The sequence below is a fragment of the Actinobacillus equuli genome, assembly GCF_900636745.1.
Taxonomy (GTDB): domain Bacteria; phylum Pseudomonadota; class Gammaproteobacteria; order Enterobacterales; family Pasteurellaceae; genus Actinobacillus; species Actinobacillus equuli.
On record NZ_LR134310.1, the window covers coordinates 479,566 to 497,972 of the forward strand.

At 37.2% G+C, this 18,407-nt stretch carries 13 protein-coding genes and 1 pseudogene; 8 read left to right on the forward strand and 6 right to left on the reverse strand.

Features of this window, described 5'->3' with window-relative positions:
- Nucleotides 1–114 precede the first annotated feature (114 nt).
- Both EL121_RS02160 and purM read right to left on the reverse strand, forming a co-directional pair.
- Complete coding sequence (locus EL121_RS02160; RefSeq protein WP_039197350.1) at nt 115–396, reverse strand: DUF1294 domain-containing protein; 282 nt, start codon at nt 394–396, stop codon at nt 115–117.
- A gap of 72 nt (nt 397–468) precedes the next feature.
- Nucleotides 469–1,506 carry a phosphoribosylformylglycinamidine cyclo-ligase gene (gene purM, locus EL121_RS02165; RefSeq protein WP_039197351.1) on the reverse strand — a complete coding sequence of 346 codons (1,038 nt, stop codon included), beginning with the start codon at nt 1,504–1,506 and terminating at the stop codon, nt 469–471.
- 300 nt (nt 1,507–1,806) lie between these two features.
- On the opposite strand from purM, the gene EL121_RS02170 reads away from it, so the two are divergent.
- From EL121_RS02170 to EL121_RS02185, 4 genes are all read left to right on the forward strand, one after another.
- A complete protein-coding gene (locus EL121_RS02170; protein ID WP_039197353.1) occupies nt 1,807–2,943 on the forward strand; it encodes a family 20 glycosylhydrolase in 1,137 nt (378 codons plus the stop codon).
- Between the two features lie 149 nt (nt 2,944–3,092).
- Complete coding sequence (gene queC / locus EL121_RS02175) at nt 3,093–3,761, forward strand: 7-cyano-7-deazaguanine synthase QueC (protein ID WP_039197354.1); 669 nt, start codon at nt 3,093–3,095, stop codon at nt 3,759–3,761.
- A complete protein-coding gene (queD, locus tag EL121_RS02180; protein WP_039199028.1) occupies nt 3,754–4,176 on the forward strand; it encodes a 6-carboxytetrahydropterin synthase QueD in 423 nt (140 codons plus the stop codon). The genes queC and queD overlap by 8 nt, the downstream gene beginning before the upstream one ends.
- A gap of 24 nt (nt 4,177–4,200) precedes the next feature.
- Nucleotides 4,201–4,833 (forward strand): 7-carboxy-7-deazaguanine synthase QueE, encoded by a 633-nt coding sequence (locus tag EL121_RS02185; protein WP_039197356.1) that lies wholly within the window; start codon nt 4,201–4,203, stop codon nt 4,831–4,833.
- A gap of 72 nt (nt 4,834–4,905) precedes the next feature.
- Here EL121_RS02185 and EL121_RS02190 read toward each other — a convergent pair.
- Together EL121_RS02190 and pepA are read right to left on the reverse strand one after the other, a co-directional pair.
- Nucleotides 4,906–5,410, reverse strand: a pseudogene (locus tag EL121_RS02190) (MFS transporter).
- A gap of 229 nt (nt 5,411–5,639) precedes the next feature.
- Nucleotides 5,640–7,139 carry a leucyl aminopeptidase gene (pepA, locus tag EL121_RS02195; protein WP_039197360.1) on the reverse strand — a complete coding sequence of 500 codons (1,500 nt, stop codon included), beginning with the start codon at nt 7,137–7,139 and terminating at the stop codon, nt 5,640–5,642.
- Nucleotides 7,140–7,497: 358 nt separating this feature from the next.
- Here pepA and EL121_RS02200 point away from each other — a divergent pair, with 358 nt between their 5' ends.
- From EL121_RS02200 to dnaE, 4 genes are all read left to right on the forward strand, one after another.
- Nucleotides 7,498–8,319 (forward strand): hypothetical protein, encoded by an 822-nt coding sequence (locus EL121_RS02200; protein ID WP_039197362.1) that lies wholly within the window; start codon nt 7,498–7,500, stop codon nt 8,317–8,319.
- A gap of 259 nt (nt 8,320–8,578) precedes the next feature.
- Complete coding sequence (lptF, locus tag EL121_RS02205; RefSeq protein ID WP_039197364.1) at nt 8,579–9,682, forward strand: LPS export ABC transporter permease LptF; 1,104 nt, start codon at nt 8,579–8,581, stop codon at nt 9,680–9,682.
- A complete protein-coding gene (gene lptG / locus EL121_RS02210) occupies nt 9,683–10,765 on the forward strand; it encodes an LPS export ABC transporter permease LptG (protein ID WP_039197365.1) in 1,083 nt (360 codons plus the stop codon).
- 208 nt (nt 10,766–10,973) lie between these two features.
- Nucleotides 10,974–14,450, forward strand: coding sequence for a DNA polymerase III subunit alpha (dnaE, locus tag EL121_RS02215; protein WP_039197367.1), 3,477 nt, complete (start codon nt 10,974–10,976; stop codon nt 14,448–14,450).
- A gap of 353 nt (nt 14,451–14,803) precedes the next feature.
- Here dnaE and EL121_RS02220 read toward each other — a convergent pair whose 3' ends face one another.
- Nucleotides 14,804–16,876, reverse strand: coding sequence for a peptidase domain-containing ABC transporter (locus EL121_RS02220; protein WP_081978364.1), 2,073 nt, complete (start codon nt 16,874–16,876; stop codon nt 14,804–14,806).
- Complete coding sequence (locus EL121_RS02225; RefSeq protein WP_164997533.1) at nt 16,876–18,135, reverse strand: HlyD family secretion protein; 1,260 nt, start codon at nt 18,133–18,135, stop codon at nt 16,876–16,878. The genes EL121_RS02220 and EL121_RS02225 overlap by 1 nt, the downstream gene beginning before the upstream one ends.
- Nucleotides 18,136–18,407: the final 272 nt, after the last annotated feature.

Genomic DNA, 18,407 nt, shown 5'->3' on the forward strand with positions numbered 1-18,407 from the left:
TAGGTATTAAATCTGGTAGAGATCATAACGATTTAGCATAAAAAGAAATGTGATCTAAGTCACATTTCACCTAATAGAGTGTAGGATATAAATTAAGGATTCGGATTAGAAATTCTAATGATTAAAAATGAGGAAGTAGTAACATGCCGGTAACACAATCAGCCAAAACAAAGTGGAAACAATCACCGCCGCATGAAACTGCCAATGTTTAGTTTTATGGCGAATATATTTCATTGCGAGAAAAGTCCCGATAAATCCTCCGGAGAAACAGAGGAAAAATAAATTGGACTCGGGAATACGCCACGCGTTGTTAACCGATTTTTGCTTATCGGCATACATCAGATAAAAGCTGAGTAAATTAATAACGAGAAAATAAATTGAGAGAAAGATAAACATTGTAAAAATTTCCGAAAAAAAACCGCTTGTAGTATAGCTACAAGCGGTCCGATTTTTTAGTTTTTTTGCAAATTAGATGATTTCAACTTGTTCTGAACTATCACCTAAGTTTTCAATTTTACCGATTACCCAAGCGTTTTCACCCGCTTGTTTTAATACGGCTAATGCAGTTTCAACATCTTTTTCCGGTAATGCAATTACCATACCTACACCACAGTTAAAGGTACGATACATTTCATAACGACTGATATTACCTTTTTCTTGTAACCATTTGAATGCTGCCGGCCATTCCCATGATTTTTCATCGATCACTGCTTTTACTGTTGCCGGTAACACGCGAGGAATATTTTCCCAGAAGCCGCCGCCGGTTAAGTGCGCGATTGCATGAACATCCGCTTGTTTGATCAGTTGAAGTACTGATTTCACATAGATTTTGGTTGGTGCTAATAAATGCTCGCTTAACGGTTTACCTTCTAATGTATCGGTAGCCGGATTTGCACCGCTGACTTCAATCACTTTACGAATTAATGAGTAACCGTTTGAATGTGGGCCGCTTGAAGCTAATGCAATTAACGCATCGCCAGCTTTTACGGTCGAACCGTCAATAATTTCAGATTTTTCTACAACACCGACACAGAAACCGGCTAGGTCGTAATCACCTGCGTGGTACATACCTGGCATTTCTGCGGTTTCACCACCAACTAATGCACAGCCTGAGATTTCACAACCGTCTGCAATACCTTTAATCACATCCGCTGCAACATCAACTTCTAATTTGCCGGTTGCATAATAATCTAAGAAGAATAAAGGTTCCGCACCTTGTACGACTAAGTCATTCACACACATTGCCACTAAGTCTTGACCAATGGTATCGTGTTTATTCAAATCAATCGCTAAACGTAACTTAGTCCCTACACCATCAGTACCTGATACTAAAATTGGTTCTTTATATTTAGTCGGTAATGCACATAATGCACCGAAACCGCCTAAACCGCCCATCACTTCCGGGCGGCGAGTACGTTTTACATCCGCTTTGATGCGTTCAACCAATTCATTGCCTGCGTGAATATCAACGCCTGCGTCTTTATAGCTAAGTTGTGTGTTGCTCACGATTAACCTCAACAGAAAATAAAAAATTCGCTTCATTATAGCACAAAGCAAACGTTTGCGTTAATCAATTAGCATAAAACTTATATCAATAAGACAAACTTTAACCGCTTTTACTTCAATCGTCGCATAATCTTTATTCTACTTCTTCCTTTCCTAAAGCTTGAAACCATATATGACAAAGTGTTTTTTCTTTAATCAATAGACGATAAAAAAACGCAATATTCTAATATAATTAGTTAGAAGAATTATTTTAAATTGTTATTGTCAGAACATACACCCTTAATTGATTAGCAAACATATATGAAAAAAATAGTCTCATTATTCACTTTAATTGTTATCGGATTACTTTCTTCCTGCTCTTCACAAACAGTTAATGCAATGAATCATTCACAAATAAAAGAAGCGGGACTAACGCTTGATATTGCTCGCCGTTTTTATCCGGTTGAAACTATAAAACAATTTATCGATACAATTCATCATGCAGGAGGTACGTTCTTACACTTACACTTTTCTGATCATGAAAATTATGCATTAGAAAGTAGTTATTTAGATCAATCGGAAGAAAATGCGATAGTTAAAGACGGCACTTATTATAATCCAAAAACTAATAAACCTTTTTTAACCTATAAACAAATTGACGATATTATTTATTATGCAAAAAGTAAAAATATTGAATTAGTGCCCGAAGTCGATACGCCGAATCATATGACAGCAATCTTCAATTTGCTTGAAATCAAGCATGGAGAGGCTTATGTTAAAAATTTAAAATCCAAAATGAATGATGAAGAAATTGATATTACTAACCCTGAATCAATTGAAGTAATTAAAACATTAATTGCCGAAGTAATTTATATTTTTGGGCATGCGAGCGAACATTTTCATATTGGTGGCGATGAATTCGGCTATAGTGTAGAAACTAATCACGAATTTATTAGCTATGTAAATACGCTTAATCAGTTTATTAACGAGAAAGGCAAAATTACTCGTATTTGGAATGACGGTTTAATTAAAAATAATTTAAATCAATTAAATAAAAATGTGGAAATCACTTATTGGAGTTATGACGGTGATGCTCAAAAAAGCCAAGATATTGCGGAACGTCGTAAAATTCGTGCCGACTTGCCGGAATTACTCGAAAACGGCTTTAAAGTATTAAATTATAATTCTTATTACCTTTATTTTGTACCAAAAGGAAATGCTAATATTACACATGATAGTAAATATGCAACCGAAGATGTACTAAATAATTGGAAGCTCGGTTTATGGGATGGAAAAAATAAAGAAAATGAGGTTAAAAACACAAAAAATATTATCGGTTCTTCCCTTTCTATTTGGGGAGAACGTTCCGGCTCATTAAGTAGTGAAGTGATCGAAGAATCAACCCAAGATCTATTAAAAGCAGTGATTCAAAAAACCAATGACCCGAAATCGCATTAGAAAACGATTGAAAATTCTGCTATTATAGCTTCTCGACAAGCGGTCTCTTTTTGCAAAAAACTTGCAAATTCAGACCGCTTATTCTTTCTCGTGGTTCGAAAACCTCCCACGCCAAAGACACTCTTTGAAATCAAAACTAAGGATACAAAATGAACTCAACTCCAAAAGCCGTCGTGATTTTTTCCGGCGGGCAAGACTCTACCACTTGCCTTTTTCAAGCCATTCAAGAATTTGGCGTGGAAAATGTCGAAGTTGTTACCTTTCAATATGGTCAGCGCCATGCGATTGAGCTGGAAAAAGCCGCATGGATAGCCAAAGATCTCGGCGTTAAACAAACACTGATTGATACTTCCGTCATCAAAGCCATCACATCCAACGCGATGATGGAAGAACGCGAAATTAAACAAGAAGGTAATACGCCGAATACCTTTGTTGATGGTCGTAACGCACTGTTTTTACTTTACACCGCTATTTACGCTAAAGGACAAGGTATCCAAACTATTTTCACCGGTGTATGCGAAACCGATTTTAGCGGCTATCCGGACTGCCGAGATGTGTTCGTGAAATCAATGAATGTGACTTTAAATCTAGCAATGGATTACAACTTCAACATTCGAACACCATTGATGTACCTTACTAAAAAACAGACATGGGAATTAGCTGATAAACTCGGTGCATTCGACTATATCAGGCAACATACCCATACTTGCTATTTAGGTGTAGAAGGTGGTTGTCACACTTGCCCGAGTTGCGTATTGCGCGAAAAAGGGCTTAATGAGTACTTATCAGAAAAAACAAGCGGTCAAAAAAATGTTTAAAATTGCAAAAGAATTTAGTTTCGATATGGCGCATATGCTCGATGGGCACGACGGCAAATGCCAAAACTTACACGGACATACTTATAAACTTCAGGTGGAAGTTAGCGGCGACTTAGTTGCTGAAGGAGCGAAACGAGGCATGGTGATGGATTATTCCGATTTAAAATCGGTGGTAAAACGTGAAATCTTAGACCCGATGGATCACGCCTATATCTACGATTTAAATAGCGACAGAGAAAGCCAAGTTGCCAAACTGTTAATCGATTTAAACTCTAAAGTTTACGGTATTCCAAGCCGCACGACAGCGGAAGAAATGGCGAAATATATGTTTGAAAAGCTGGAAAAAGTCGGTTTACCGGTCCGCTTAATTCGCCTTTGGGAAACGCCAACGTCATATTGTGAATATTCACGATAATTGCAGGAAAAAACACGATTTATCATGACTGCGATTATTTATCCCAATATTGAATTTCCGATTGTCGAAATCTTTGAAAGCCTGCAAGGTGAAGGCTTTAACACCGGATTACCTTGCATTTTCGTGCGTTTAGGCAAATGTAATCTTGCTTGCCCGTGGTGCGATACTAACTATAACGAATACGAAAAATGGAGCGTGGCGAAAATTCTTGAACGAGTAAAATCCTATTCCGCCAAGAATATTATCATTACCGGCGGCGAACCAACGATGTATGCCAATTTAAGCGTATTACTCGATGTGTTTAAAGCGGAAGGTTATTGGTTGGCGATTGAAACGAATGGATTAAAAGCCGTCCCAAAACAAATTGATTATATCGCTACCAGTCCGAAACTGATGTATCAAGAGAAATATTTGAAAGAGTGTATTCCATTTGCTAACGAAGTCCGTATCGTGATGGACAAAGGCGATGTACAAGGTTTTTGTGAACAAATCGAAACACAAATTACCGCTGAACATTACTACCTTTCTCCTTGCGAAGTGGATGGCAAAATGAATTTATTGGAAACCATTACCCAACTCGGTATTTTGAATCAACGAGCGAATAAACCCAAATGGCAATTGAGTTTACAAACACATAAATTGGTTGGTATTGAATAAATTAATATAATAAAGGCATCGAGGATTTCTCCCGATGCCTTTATTTTTTAATCAGTATAAGAAATGATAAGCTTATTCTGCTGATTTTTTATTGAATAATGTGATAGCAATAAAGCCGAACGCTAAGAAGCTTGAAGCAATAAGTGCATAGAAACCGCCGTCCCAGCCATATAAGTCTACCAATTTACCCATTACCCAACCAGCACTTGCCGAACCTAATAGGTAACCGAATAAACCGGTTAAACCTGTTGCCGTACCTGTTGCAACACGAGGCACTAAATCCGCCGCTTGTAAGCCGATCATCATTTGAACGATCCGAGACATTACCCATCACAAATTTACTGATACCGTAAGCTAAAGATAATGCTACACCAACCGTACCTAAATCAGCTTTAGAAAAACCATACTCTTGAATGAGATACGGCATCGCAAGTGAGAAATTTTTACGAATGAGGTAGTACGCTGCATAACCAATAAAAACACCGGCAAACACCTGCCAACGTAATTTTTTATACTCCGCATCAATTTCACCTGATTTTCTCTGTGCCGGCGGAGATGCCTTTAAGAACGAAAACATATAAGACTCCTTATTCATAAAATTGCAAAAACAACATAAAAACACAAAAAAGAAAGTAAAAAAATATCAAAATGTTTGATAACGAGCATTATATGTAAATAAGGTAGTCTATACATTTAAACCAGATCAAACTTTTCACACAAAAATAGATTTTAATCTATCGATCGAATAAAAAGCCCCCAGGTATTACTACCTGAGGGCTTGTAAATTGTTATGAAAAATTGACCGCTTATTGACTATTAGCTTTATTAATCAAAAATTGACTTAATAATGAAACCGGTCTACCCGTTGCACCTTTCGCCGCACCGGACTTCCAAGCCGTACCGGCAATATCTAAATGCGCCCAAGTATATTTTTTGGTAAAGTTTGATAAAAACTGCCCAGCTGTAATGGCACCGCCTAAACGTCCACCGATATTCGCTAAGTCAGCAAAATTTGATTTAAGCTGTTCTTGGTATTCTTCACCTAATGGTAAACGCCACGCTTTATCGTCCGCTTGTTCCGCTGCATTTAATAAATCGTTTGCCAGCACATTACTGGTCGACATTAAGCCGCTGTTGTGTGCACCAAGCGCAATCATACAAGCGCCGGTTAAAGTCGCCACATCAATCACTAATTCTGGCTCAAAGCGTTCTACATAGGTTAATGTATCGCATAAAACTAAGCGACCTTCCGCATCGGTATTCAATACTTCAACAGTTAAACCGTTCATCGTTGTCAGAATATCACCCGGTCGATATGCATTGCCGTCCGGCATATTTTCACAACCGGCTAAAACACCGATAACATTCAGCGGTAATTTCATTTCCGCTAACGCTTTCATCGTACCGTAAACCGAAGCAGCGCCGCCCATGTCATATTTCATCTCGTCCATTGAATCGGACGGTTTAATTGAAATGCCGCCGGAGTCAAAAGTCAGTCCCTTACCTACTAAAACGATTGGTTTAGCATCCGGATTCGGGTGATTACGATATTCAATTACGGATAAATAAGCTGGATTTTGCGAACCGCGAGAAACCGCTAAATAAGCATTCATTGATAATGAGCCCATTTCAGCTTCATCAAGGATGCGGGTTTGAATATTTTCATATTCGTTTGCTAAACCTTTCGCTAATTCGGTAAGATAAGCCGGATTACATACATTTGGTGGACAATTTGCCACATTTTTAGCACAAGCTACACCGGTTGAAACCGCTTTACCATGATCCAACGCTCTTTCCGCATCAGATAAATCTTTACGGTTAGCAACGTTAAAAATCACACGGCGTAATTCTCGACGTACCTCAGGCTTAATGCTTTTGAAATCATTGTAGGCATATAGGCTTTCCTGAATCGCTTCTACAGCAAAACGTACATTCCAATAGGTTGAACGACCTTTCACATGCAGCTCGGTTAAGAAACAAACCGCTTCCATAGACCCTGTTTCATTAATGGTTTGCACCATTTTTTGGATAATTTGCTTATATTGACGTTCATTTAACTCTCGTTCTTTTCCGCAACCAACAAGCAATACGCGATCTGCAGGTACATTTGGTACGTTATGTAACAAAAGCGTTTGGCCTGCTTTACCCTCTAAATCGCCGCGTCTTAGTAAAGTACTAATATAGCCTTCACTTAATTTATCTAATTGGTCTGCCGCCGCAGAAAGGCGACGAGGCTCATATACGCCTACAACCAAACACGCAGTACGTTGTTTTTCTACGCTACCGTTTTTTACGCTAAATTCCATCACTACCTCTTTATCTCAAATCGGTTAAGGTCAAAAGTAACGATTAATTACTCATATCACAAGTAAGCTACCTATTTATCGAGTAAATTACAAGTAGAAAATAACAGAAATGAGAACTTCATCGAAAAATCACCCTATTTTGAAGAAAATTATAGTTTTTCTCAAAATACTATAAAGGATTCATAGGGTTAGTAATCTTAAGTCGGTATAAAACACGTGAGCTCGCCCATTTTTCACCATTGCAAGAGGCTTGCCTTTTCAAGGTGTTGTTTTATACTAATTAATCTATTATTTATGATGAATTTATCAGCAAATAAATTGTCATAATCAGTCCATAAAATCATAAATGGAACTTACAATGAAAAAATTAATGAATAAAACTTTTCTTACCAGTCTCGTATGCTTATTCGTCAATGCACAGGCATTAGCAGACGACAATGAGTTATTTAACCGTTATGAACAGGCTAAACTCCGTATTGCTTACGAAGGACAAACGGGTGAATTACTACAGCAATTAGCCCAACGTTTAAAAGTCGGCTTTATTACTTATGAATTAGACACCACCCGTTCAGTATCTATTCCAAACAACGGCGAAGTGACAATTAAATCACTTACTCAACAACTGGAATCACAATTACCAAATGCTGATATTCGCTTTGAAAAAATTGGTTCACGTTTATTTTTAGTCGCATCAAATAAAGGGGGGGAACCTCTGATTGCTCAAGAATCAAGTGCTGAACAATTTATTGGGGAAGCGGTTTTTTCTACTGATGGAGAACAGGCTTCAACAACTGTTTCAACGGCAACAGAACAGCCAATAAACAATGCTTCAGAGCAAGATGGTGAGGGTGCGCAAAAACTACAGAGCATTATTGATTTAGTTACTAATAAGGAAACAATTGCTAAATCTAAAAATAAAGCTCCTCAATACCAAATTACGAGTAAAGAACAATTAGGTTTACAAAATATCCGAGTAACACCTTTAGGTACTTTCTTAATGTTTGCAGATAACGTAAATGTCAAAGCGTTACAAGTAACAGGGAAATTTGAAGATATTACACAACATGATAATTTAATTGCCATCGTGCATAAAGAACGTACCCCGCCAACGGAAATTGTAATTACTGATGGGCAAGGTAAAAAACTACTTTTAAGAAAATCAGTAGCAAAATCTAAATAGCAGAAAGCCCCGAACTTCGGGGCTTATTAATTTACCGCCAGCAAAAATCCTTTCGTGATTTTTTGATGTAAAAAAGGTATGATTAACGACTTTTATAAGCGGTCTATTTTCACTAATTTTTTGCAAATATTCGCGCGGTTTCGCGAACATTCACAGAAATGTGTTTTCTTACTGATAATAATTAGTCAAAGCATACCGTTTACCCTATTTCTAGTTAAACCGTATTAACGGTTAACATTACCTCAATGAGAGTGTTATCGTGATTTTAAGTCGATATTTAACGAAAGAGATCTTCAAAAGCCAATTGGCGATCTTATTTATTTTGTTATTAATGTTTTTTAGTCAGCAGCTGATTACCGTGCTGAATTCTGCCGTCAGCGGAAAAGTACCGACCGACTTAGTACTGAGTTTATTAGGGTTAGGTATGCCTGCTTTAGCTCAATTTATGTTGCCACTTTCTCTGTTTGTCGCACTATTATTGACCCTTGGACGCTTTTATGCCGAAAGTGAAATTACCGTAATGCGAGCATGCGGTATCGGGCAAAGTTTATTAACCCGAGTAGCGCTTTTTCTGTCTATTTTTACTACGGCTCTTGCAGTATATAACGTGTTTTGGCTCACGCCTTGGGCAATTAATAAACAAAGTGAAATGTTAGCAGAGGCGAAGTCCAATCCACGCTTTTCAGCATTGTCAGCCGGTCAATTTATGACGGCTGGTGGTTACGTTTTATTTATTGAAAATATTAATAACGAACAAAATAAATTAAACGATATTTATGTGTTCCAACCGGATCAACAGAAGAAAAATCGCCCTTCCGTAGTGGTTGCGGAATCAGGTCAGTTACAAGGTTTACCAAATGGAGATCAAATTCTCACCCTTGAAAACAGTACCCGCTATGAAGGGACAGCAAATACCACAGATTTTAGAATTTCTCATTTTGACAATTACCAAGCTTATCTCGGCTACCAAGATGTGGATTCCAATGAAAAATTAGTACAACGAGCGGATTTCAACAAATTAATGACCGATTCGTCAAACGAAGCTAAAGCAGAATTGCAATGGCGCTTTGCGCTGATTTTTGCCGTACCTCTTATGGCATTATTAGCCGTACCAATGAGTAGCGTAAACCCTCGTCAAGGTCGTTTTGCGAAAGTCATTCCGGCAGTATTGCTGTATCTGATCTATTTCTTGCTACAAAGCTCGCTTAAATCTTCTGGTGCTTCAGGCAAATTAGATGCGACATTATTAATGCCGTTAGTATCGATTTCATTCCTTATACTGGCAATGGTGATGAACTTTTGGGATACAAAATGGATGTCGGCGATTCGTTATTCTTTCAGTCGTAATAAGGCGGTGGCGTAAATGAATTTATTTGGTATGAATATTCTCGAACGCTATATCGGCAAAACCATTATTACGATGATTTTTGCCGTATTGTTAATGTCGAGCGGCTTGGTGTTTATCATCAAATTAGTTGAAGAATTTAAAGATGTCGGTAAAGGATCTTATGACGCTTTAACCGCCACTTATTATTCGCTTTTAATGCTACCAAGTGACATTAAAGAATTTATCCCTGTGGTTGCCTTAATCGGTGGCTTATTAGGCTTGGGAAACCTTGCCAGCCGCAGTGAATTGGTGGTGATGCAATCTTCCGGATTTTCTCGTTTTAGAATCGGCTTGGCGGTAATGAAAACGGCGATTCCACTCATTGTTTTTACGATGTTAGTGAGCGAATGGGGAATACCGCAAACCGAACAATATGCTCGAAATATGCGTTCTATCGCCCAAAGCGGAGGCTCTATGTTATCGACTAAAGGCGGTTTTTGGGCAAAAGACGGTAATGATTTTATTTATATTCGCCATATCGAAAACGAACGTAAATTAAATAATCTATCGATTTATCATTTTGAAGATAAGTCGTTAAAATCGGTCACCCAAGCGAAGAATGCGGTTTTTAACGGCAAAAATTGGACGCTTCAGAATGTACAAACGTCATCGATTGCCGATAACAGCATTCAACAAGCAAAAGAAGTCAATAAAAACTGGCAAACAACGATCACGCCAAGTAAATTAGGCATCGTATCGCTCAAACCGGAATCACTTTCTATTTCAGGTTTATCCGATTATGTCGGTTTCTTGAAAGAAACCGGGCAAGATTCCAAACGTTTCCAAATTGCGTTTTGGCGTAAAGTATATCAGCCGATTTCAATGGCAGTGATGATGTTGCTTGCGATCTCGTTTGTCTTTGGGCCGCTCCGTAGTAGCGCAATGGGAACCAAATTATTTATCGGTATCATTGCAGGCTTTGTGTTCTATGTATCCAACATCGTGTTTGGCAATATGACGCTCGTCTTCTCATGGATACCGGTTGCTATCGGTGCATTAATACCGAGTTTAATCTGTTTAAGCATCGTTTGGTGGTTACTGACTAAAAAACGTGATTAATTCATAAAACAAGCGGTTAAATTTCTGCAAAATTTTGCAAAAAATTAACCGCTTTACCACGCTCAAGCCGTACGTGGTTATGAGGTTCTTCGAGCCAGTTGAGCCACCCTGTGGCTCTCTCTGCATATATCTTTCAGTTTCAAAAAAGCTGAGTTGTATAACCTGGCATAGGTTAAGTTTCTATTTCTATCTCAATCGTAATATCGTAATGACTCAACAACGTTTCGTTCATCTTAAAGTCCATAGTGATTTCTCTATGATTAACGGTTTGGCTAAAGTAAAACCGTTAGTCAAAACGGCAGTTGCCAACAATATGGTGGCAATGGCATTAACCGATTTCAGCAACTTTTGCGGATTGGTGAAATTTTATGGCGAAGCGTTAGGTTCCGGTTTAAAACCGATTATCGGTGCGGATATTTTCGTGCGTCCCGAACCGGACAGCGAAAATTTCTTTGAGCTGACTTTACTGGCAAAAAACAACACCGGTTATCACAATATTACTCTTTTACTTTCAAAAGCTTATCAACAAGGCTATGTTGAATTTCCGCTAGTCGAAAAAGCGTGGCTTGCCGAGTTAAATGAAGGCATCATCGTGCTTTCCGGCGGACGAAACGGCGATGTTGGGAAAGCTCTACTCAAAGAAAATGAAGCGGAAGCGGACAAATTAGTCGGCTTTTATCAGCAATATTTCCCGAATCATTACTATCTCGCGCTATGCCGCACCGGCCGTACGGATGAAGAACGCTATATTCAACAAGCCGTGCCTTTTTCACAAAAACACCAATTACCGTTAGTTGCAGTAAATGACGTGGTGTTCTTGAAAGAAGACGATTTTGATGCGCACGAAATTCGTGTGGCAATCCACGACAGCTACACCTTGGATGATCCAAAACGCCCGAAAAAATATTCACCACAGCAATATTTCCGTAGCGAACAAGAAATGTGTACCTTGTTTGCCGATTTACCGCAAGCGATTGAAAATACAGTACAAATTGCAATGCGATGCAATGTAACCGTACGTTTAGGCGAATATTTCTTACCGAATTTCCCAACCGGCGATCTTTCTACCGAAGATTTTTTAGTGAAAAAATCACGTGAAGGTTTGGAAGAGCGTTTGGAATTTCTGTTCCCGGATCCGGAAGAACGCAAAAACAAGCGGTCTGTTTATGATGAACGTTTGCAAGTCGAGCTGGATGTAATTAACCAAATGGGCTTCCCCGGCTACTTCCTAATCGTAATGGAATTTATTCAGTGGTCGAAAGATAACGATATTCCGGTTGGTCCGGGGCGTGGTTCCGGTGCGGGTTCTTTAGTAGCGTATGCGTTAAAAATTACCGATTTAGACCCGCTTGCCTTCGACTTGCTCTTTGAGCGTTTCCTAAATCCGGAACGTGTTTCAATGCCCGATTTCGATGTCGATTTCTGTATGGATGGGCGAGATCGTGTGATTGAACATGTTGCCGACACTTACGGTCGTCAAGCGGTTTCGCAGATCATTACCTTCGGTACGATGGCGGCAAAAGCGGTAATCCGAGACGTAGGCCGTGTACTAGGTCACCCGTATAATTTTGTCGATCGTATTTCTAAACTGATTCCACCCGATCCGGGTATGACCTTGGCTAAAGCCTTTGATGCCGAGCCGAAACTGCCGGAACTTTACGAAGCCGATGAAGAAGTGAAAGACTTGATTGATATGGCACGTAAATTGGAAGGCGTAACCCGAAATGCCGGTAAACACGCCGGTGGTGTGGTAATCGCCCCAACCGCTATTACCGATTTCTCACCGCTTTATTGCGATTCGGAAGGGCTACATCCGGTTACTCACTTCGATAAAAATGATGTGGAATATGCCGGTTTAGTAAAATTTGACTTCTTAGGCTTACGGACGCTCACCATTATTAAATGGGCGTTGGAGATGATCAATCAACGCTTAGCCCGAGAAGGCAAAGAACCGGTGCATATCGAAAGTATTCCATTGGATGATAAGAAATCGTTTGATCTGTTACTCGCTTCGAAAACAACAGCGGTATTCCAGCTAGAGTCACGAGGAATGAAAGATCTGATTTCACGTCTGAAGCCCGACTGTTTTGAAGATATTATCGCGTTAGTGGCATTATTCCGTCCCGGCCCGCTTGAATCCGGCATGGTACAAAACTTTATCGACCGTAAACATGGTCATGAAGAAGTTTCTTACCCTGATGCACAATATCAGCACGAATCGCTTAAACCGATTTTGGAACCGACCTATGGTGTTATTGTTTACCAAGAACAGGTAATGCAAATCGCACAGGTACTTGCCGGCTATACCCTAGGTGGTGCGGACTTATTACGCCGTGCAATGGGTAAGAAAAAACCGGAGGAAATGGCGGCACAGCGTGAAATCTTCGAAAAAGGGGCAATCAAACAAGGTATTGATGGTAATCTTGCGATGAAAATCTTTGACTTGGTGGAAAAATTCGCCGGTTATGGTTTTAACAAATCTCACTCTGCCGCTTATGCGTTGGTTTCTTACCAAACATTATGGCTGAAAGCACACTACCCTGCTGAATTTATGGCGGCGGTAATGACTTCGGAGATGGATAATACCGACAAAATCGTTGGCTTTTATGACGAATGTATCAATATGGGCTTAACCGTTGTTCCGCCTGATGTAAACAGTGGTAAACACCGTTTTTCAGTGAACGAAAAAGGCGAGATTGTTTATGGCTTAGGCGCAATTAAAGGCGTGGGTGAAGGACCGGTTGAAGCGATTTTAGAAGCGCGTGAAAAAGACGGTATCTTCAAAGATTTATTTGATTTGACCGCACGTGTCGATTTGAAAAAAATCAATCGCCGTACCTTTGAAGGCTTAATTATGTCGGGTGCTTTCGATAAATTAGGCCCGCACCGTGCCGCACTAATGAAAAATTTAGAAGACGCACTGAAAGCTTCTGATCAACATAGCAAAATGGAGGCATTGGGGCAAAGCGATATGTTCGGTGTGCTAACTGAAACGCCGGAAGAAGTGCAAAATGCCTATGCGAATACACCAAAATGGTCGGAACAAACCATTTTAGAAGGTGAACGTACCACACTCGGTTTATATTTAAGCGGTCATCCAATCGGGCGATTCTTAAAAGAATTATCGCACTATGCGCCAGTACGCTTAAATGAACTGCAACCGACACGCCGTGGGCAAGTGGTCACCGTTGCCGGTATTATTATGGGTTCACGTATTGCCGTAACCAAACGAGGCAGCCGTCTTGGCATTGCTACCATTGAAGATCGTTCCGGTAAATTAGATATGACACTATTCTCAGAAGCACTCGAAACTTACGGTCATCTTTTAGAGAAAGATCGTATTGTGATCGCTACCGGTTCGGTACAGTTCGATGATTTTAGCGGTGGGTTAAAAATGTCGGTGCGAGAAATAGCTACTTTAGACGAAGCTCGCAGCCGCTATGCGAAAAGCCTTGCTTTAGCGATTAGTCAAGAACAGCTCACACCGCAATTTGTAAAAGAATTACGAGAAATCATCGAACCGAATAAAGAAGGGACGTTACCGTTACATTTCTACTACCAAAGTCCTGAAGGCAGAGCCTTATTACGTAGCGGCGTAGAATGGCGAGTAACCCCGAAAGATGAAATGCTCGACCAACTTAAAGCTCTACTCGGTGAAAATGCCGTAGAACTGGAGTTCGAATAACAAAACAAGCGGTTGAATTTGCAGATTTTTTTGCAAATACTGATCTAGTAGCTAAAGCAAAATCTATTATATTTTATACTAAAAAGGGTATTGATTTTATATCATCAATACCCTTTTCTATATACTCACCTATATTGCAATCTAAAATTTTTCACTTAGTAGTATCTTCTTTACACTTATCAATATAATTCCAAATTTTAACCATTATAAAACATATCGCCATGATTAAAAATGGTCAAAAAGCATCCATAAAAACAATACATAATATTAAAGCAACTATTCCTACAATAAGTTTTAGAACTTTCTTGTCGTCTTTACTAATAAATACCTCTCTTTTCTTTATATAATAAATTTTATAAATAAATTATTCTATTAGCACTTTCAAGCGTTGATTTTCTATGAGCAATAATTACTCTAGTAATATTAAGATTTGAAATAGCTTGATTAATCGCTTTCTCATTTTCCTCATCTAAATGACTTGTTGCTTCGTCCATAAATAAAATTTTAGGTTTTTTGTATAAAGCTCTGGCAATAAATAAACGCTGCTTTTGTCCTCCTGATAAATTATTTCCGAGTTCACCTAATAGTGTTTCATAATTCATTGGCATATCCATAATTTCCTGATGAATATTCGCAATTTTTGCACATTCTATAGCACGATCTCGTTCATAATTTTCTTCAAAACTCACTATATTATCTAAAATGGAACCCGAAAAAAATTTATCATCTTGCAGAACACAAGCAATTTGTCCTCGATAATTACTTAAGCCAAGTTGATGAATATCGACATTATTAAAATAAATCTTTCCTGAACTTGGTTTTAATAAACCGGCCATTAATTTTAATAAAGTTGTTTTTCCAAATCCTGACGGTGCGCTGATAGCAATACTTTCCCCAGATTGAATATCAAGCTGTATATCTTTTAATATAGGTTGAGTAAATTGATCATATTGAAAACAAAGATCTTTGATCAATAGGGAAGCATTATTATTAGTAATTTCAAAAAAAGATTGCTTACTCTCTTCTTCAATATCACTTAATGCAATATCGGCCACTCGCTCACGATGTAAAGATAAAATTTTTAGGTTAAAGAAAACATTTATAAGGTTTGCTATTCTGGCTGAAAATGAGCCTCTATAAGCATTAAATGCTATAAACATACCTAGTGTCATTATATTGTCAATAACTAAATTTGCACCGATCCATAAAATAGATATCTGTTCTAAAGTTGAAATAAAAGTATGAATACCTCCAAATAACATATCTAATTTTGTAATTCTAATCCCTGTATTAAATGAATCTGCATTTAAAGACATCCACTGTTCCTCTCTCTTTTGTAATAGATTAAGAGACTTTAACGTAGTAATACCGTATAAAGTTTCCATAAAATGTGAATGCGATCTTGCAGCTTTAATAATTTTTTCCTCTGAAATTTGACGATAAGTCCAATAAGTAACTATTCTTAATATTAAATATACAACTGAAAATCCTAGTACAATCAAAAATAACCAACCACCATACAAAATCATCATGACAATTAAACAAATTATCATTACTGAATCAATAATAGTTGCAACAATACTTGATGTCAGTGTTTTATGAATTATAGAAAGTGAATCAAAGCGCGAATGAATATCACCTACTTGTCTTTTTTCAAAAAACTCTAAAGGTAATTTCAATAAATGAGAAAAGAAACTTGATGTCCACTGAAAATTAATTAAATAACTCATTTTCAATGAAATCCAAGCTCTAAACATACTGATAGCACTGCGAAAAAATGTAAATAAACATAATCCGACACAAATTACTAATAGTAAGGATTGATCCTTTGCTTGAATAACATGATCCATAACTAACTGCGTACCAACTGGTATAAGCAAGCCTATTAACTCAACCAACGCCGAAAGTGCAAAAATCTTAATCAATGCTCCCTTTATGCCTGAAATATGCTTTAATGTTTCACAAAAGTTAATTTCATCAGTATTTTTCTGCTTATCAAATTTAACTTCTGTCCAAATCTCCAAAGCAATACCAGTAAAATGATTAGAAAATTGCTCTTTACTTAATTTTTTTCTACCAAAAGCTGGATCATGAATAATAAAATTTTTATCAGTCACTTTAGTTAATACGACAAAATGATTAAAATCCCAATGTAAAATACAAGGTAAACGTAGTTGATTAACTTCTTCCAATTCAAGTGATAAAGGACGAGTTATAAAACCTAAGTGACGAGAAATATCAATAAGATTTTGTAAATTTACACCTCTAGAAGATACTCCATACTGGCTACGTAAATTAAATAAATTAGTCTTACCATGATGATAATAACCTAAAATCATAGATAAGCACGCTAACCCACATTCAGCGGTTTCCGTCTGTAAGGTTACAGGAACTTTTCTGAAAAAATTAAAATTCAACTGTTCCATTATTCTTCCATTGTTTTAGTTAGTTGATATAAAGGGAAAAGCATCCATTCATATAATTTACGTTTTTCTAAGAACAAAGTAGCTTCCGCTTTCATTCCATTCATAAAATATAAATCCCTATCATTATAAGTAATTGATTGATCAGGCAATTCTGCTGTTATTTTATATAAAGGAATATTCTCGTTTGTCTCTAATGGTAAGTTTCTATAAAAACTAAGTTCTTGCAGAGAAGCCGGTAAACTGGAAATAGAGCGAATGTATCCTTTAAATTGTCCGAATTTCTCAAATGGAAAAGCCTCATAGCGTATATTGATTTCATCATTTAACTTAATAAACGAAATAGCACTATTTGGTACCCACATAACTAATCGATATTTACCTTTATTCAAAGGTGAAATTTGTGATAAGGGATCACCTTCTTTAAGAACCTGCCCAATAGTTGCACTAATAGACTCGACGACTCCATCCATAGGAGCATTAATGATTAATTCGGAAATAGATTCAAATTCTAATAAACGTATGCGTAAGTCATTCTGTTGCAATTCATAACGAATAATATTGTTTTGAAAATTCGTTTTTTGCGTTTCAATTTCATTTTCTAAATGTAAAATAGCGGACTCTTGCTGAATCAACTCCATTTTTATCTCATCAGAAAGTGACTTTTGAGAAAAATATCTTGCTCGTTGACTATTTACTTCATCATTACTCGAATAACCTTGTTTGAATAATTTCTCATATTTTTTTACTAAATCCATATATTTATTTAAAGTTCTCTCTATTTCAATAAGATATTGACTTTTTTCTTTATGAATCTTTTGATGATTATCAATTTGTTTTCTAAGACTGAGTAATGTTTCTGCCTCATTTTTTCGTAATAAAGCAATAGAATTATCAATAGATTGAATTTGTTTTTGCAACGATTGGATAGAATTTAAGCTTGTATCACCACTTTTAGAAATCCTATCTAAAGTAATTTTAAATAGAGGCTGTCCCTTTGTGACCTTCTGATGTGCTTCTATATATTTCTCAGAAATATAACCTGATTTATTAGCAGAAAGTATAACCGGATGAGATTGCATAACAATTTCACCGACTATATTTGTCCGACGAGTATAATCTGCAAAAGTAATAAAAAAGACAAATGATAAAATAAGAATAAAAGAAACGGAAAAAACTAACCAACTTGGCAATGAAGAAATAATTACAGCTGTGCTTTTCCATTTTTTATTATGAAAGTTTATTGCTTTTTGACGGAACATATTTATCTTATTATCTAAATTATATTTTTATATCTAACTTAATAATTATAATAAACAACATCTAAACCACACTTATTAACATCACATTTAATTCTTTTTTCCAAAATAAAAATCTACAAACAACACCACCCAAAAACATAAAAAATCAAACACATATTCATTCATATAAAAAGGAATATTTGGATAAATTATCTTTGAACAAAATACAAAGAAAACAAATGCAACTATGAATTTCATATATACCTCTTTTATATAGGCCACCTATAAAAGTG

Coding starts and splice junctions, on each gene's coding strand:
- EL121_RS02160 (WP_039197350.1), bottom strand. CDS start 396: ATGTTTATCTTTCTCTCAATTTATTTTCTCGTTATTAATTTACTCAGC.
- EL121_RS02170 (WP_039197353.1), top strand. CDS start 1,807: ATGAAAAAAATAGTCTCATTATTCACTTTAATTGTTATCGGATTACTT.
- queC (WP_039197354.1), top strand. CDS start 3,093: ATGAACTCAACTCCAAAAGCCGTCGTGATTTTTTCCGGCGGGCAAGAC.
- queD (WP_039199028.1), top strand. CDS start 3,754: ATGTTTAAAATTGCAAAAGAATTTAGTTTCGATATGGCGCATATGCTC.
- EL121_RS02185 (WP_039197356.1), top strand. CDS start 4,201: ATGACTGCGATTATTTATCCCAATATTGAATTTCCGATTGTCGAAATC.
- pepA (WP_039197360.1), bottom strand. CDS start 7,139: ATGGAATTTAGCGTAAAAAACGGTAGCGTAGAAAAACAACGTACTGCG.
- EL121_RS02200 (WP_039197362.1), top strand. CDS start 7,498: ATGAAAAAATTAATGAATAAAACTTTTCTTACCAGTCTCGTATGCTTA.
- lptG (WP_039197365.1), top strand. CDS start 9,683: ATGAATTTATTTGGTATGAATATTCTCGAACGCTATATCGGCAAAACC.
- dnaE (WP_039197367.1), top strand. CDS start 10,974: ATGACTCAACAACGTTTCGTTCATCTTAAAGTCCATAGTGATTTCTCT.
- EL121_RS02220 (WP_081978364.1), bottom strand. CDS start 16,876: ATGGAACAGTTGAATTTTAATTTTTTCAGAAAAGTTCCTGTAACCTTA.
- EL121_RS02225 (WP_164997533.1), bottom strand. CDS start 18,135: ATGTTCCGTCAAAAAGCAATAAACTTTCATAATAAAAAATGGAAAAGC.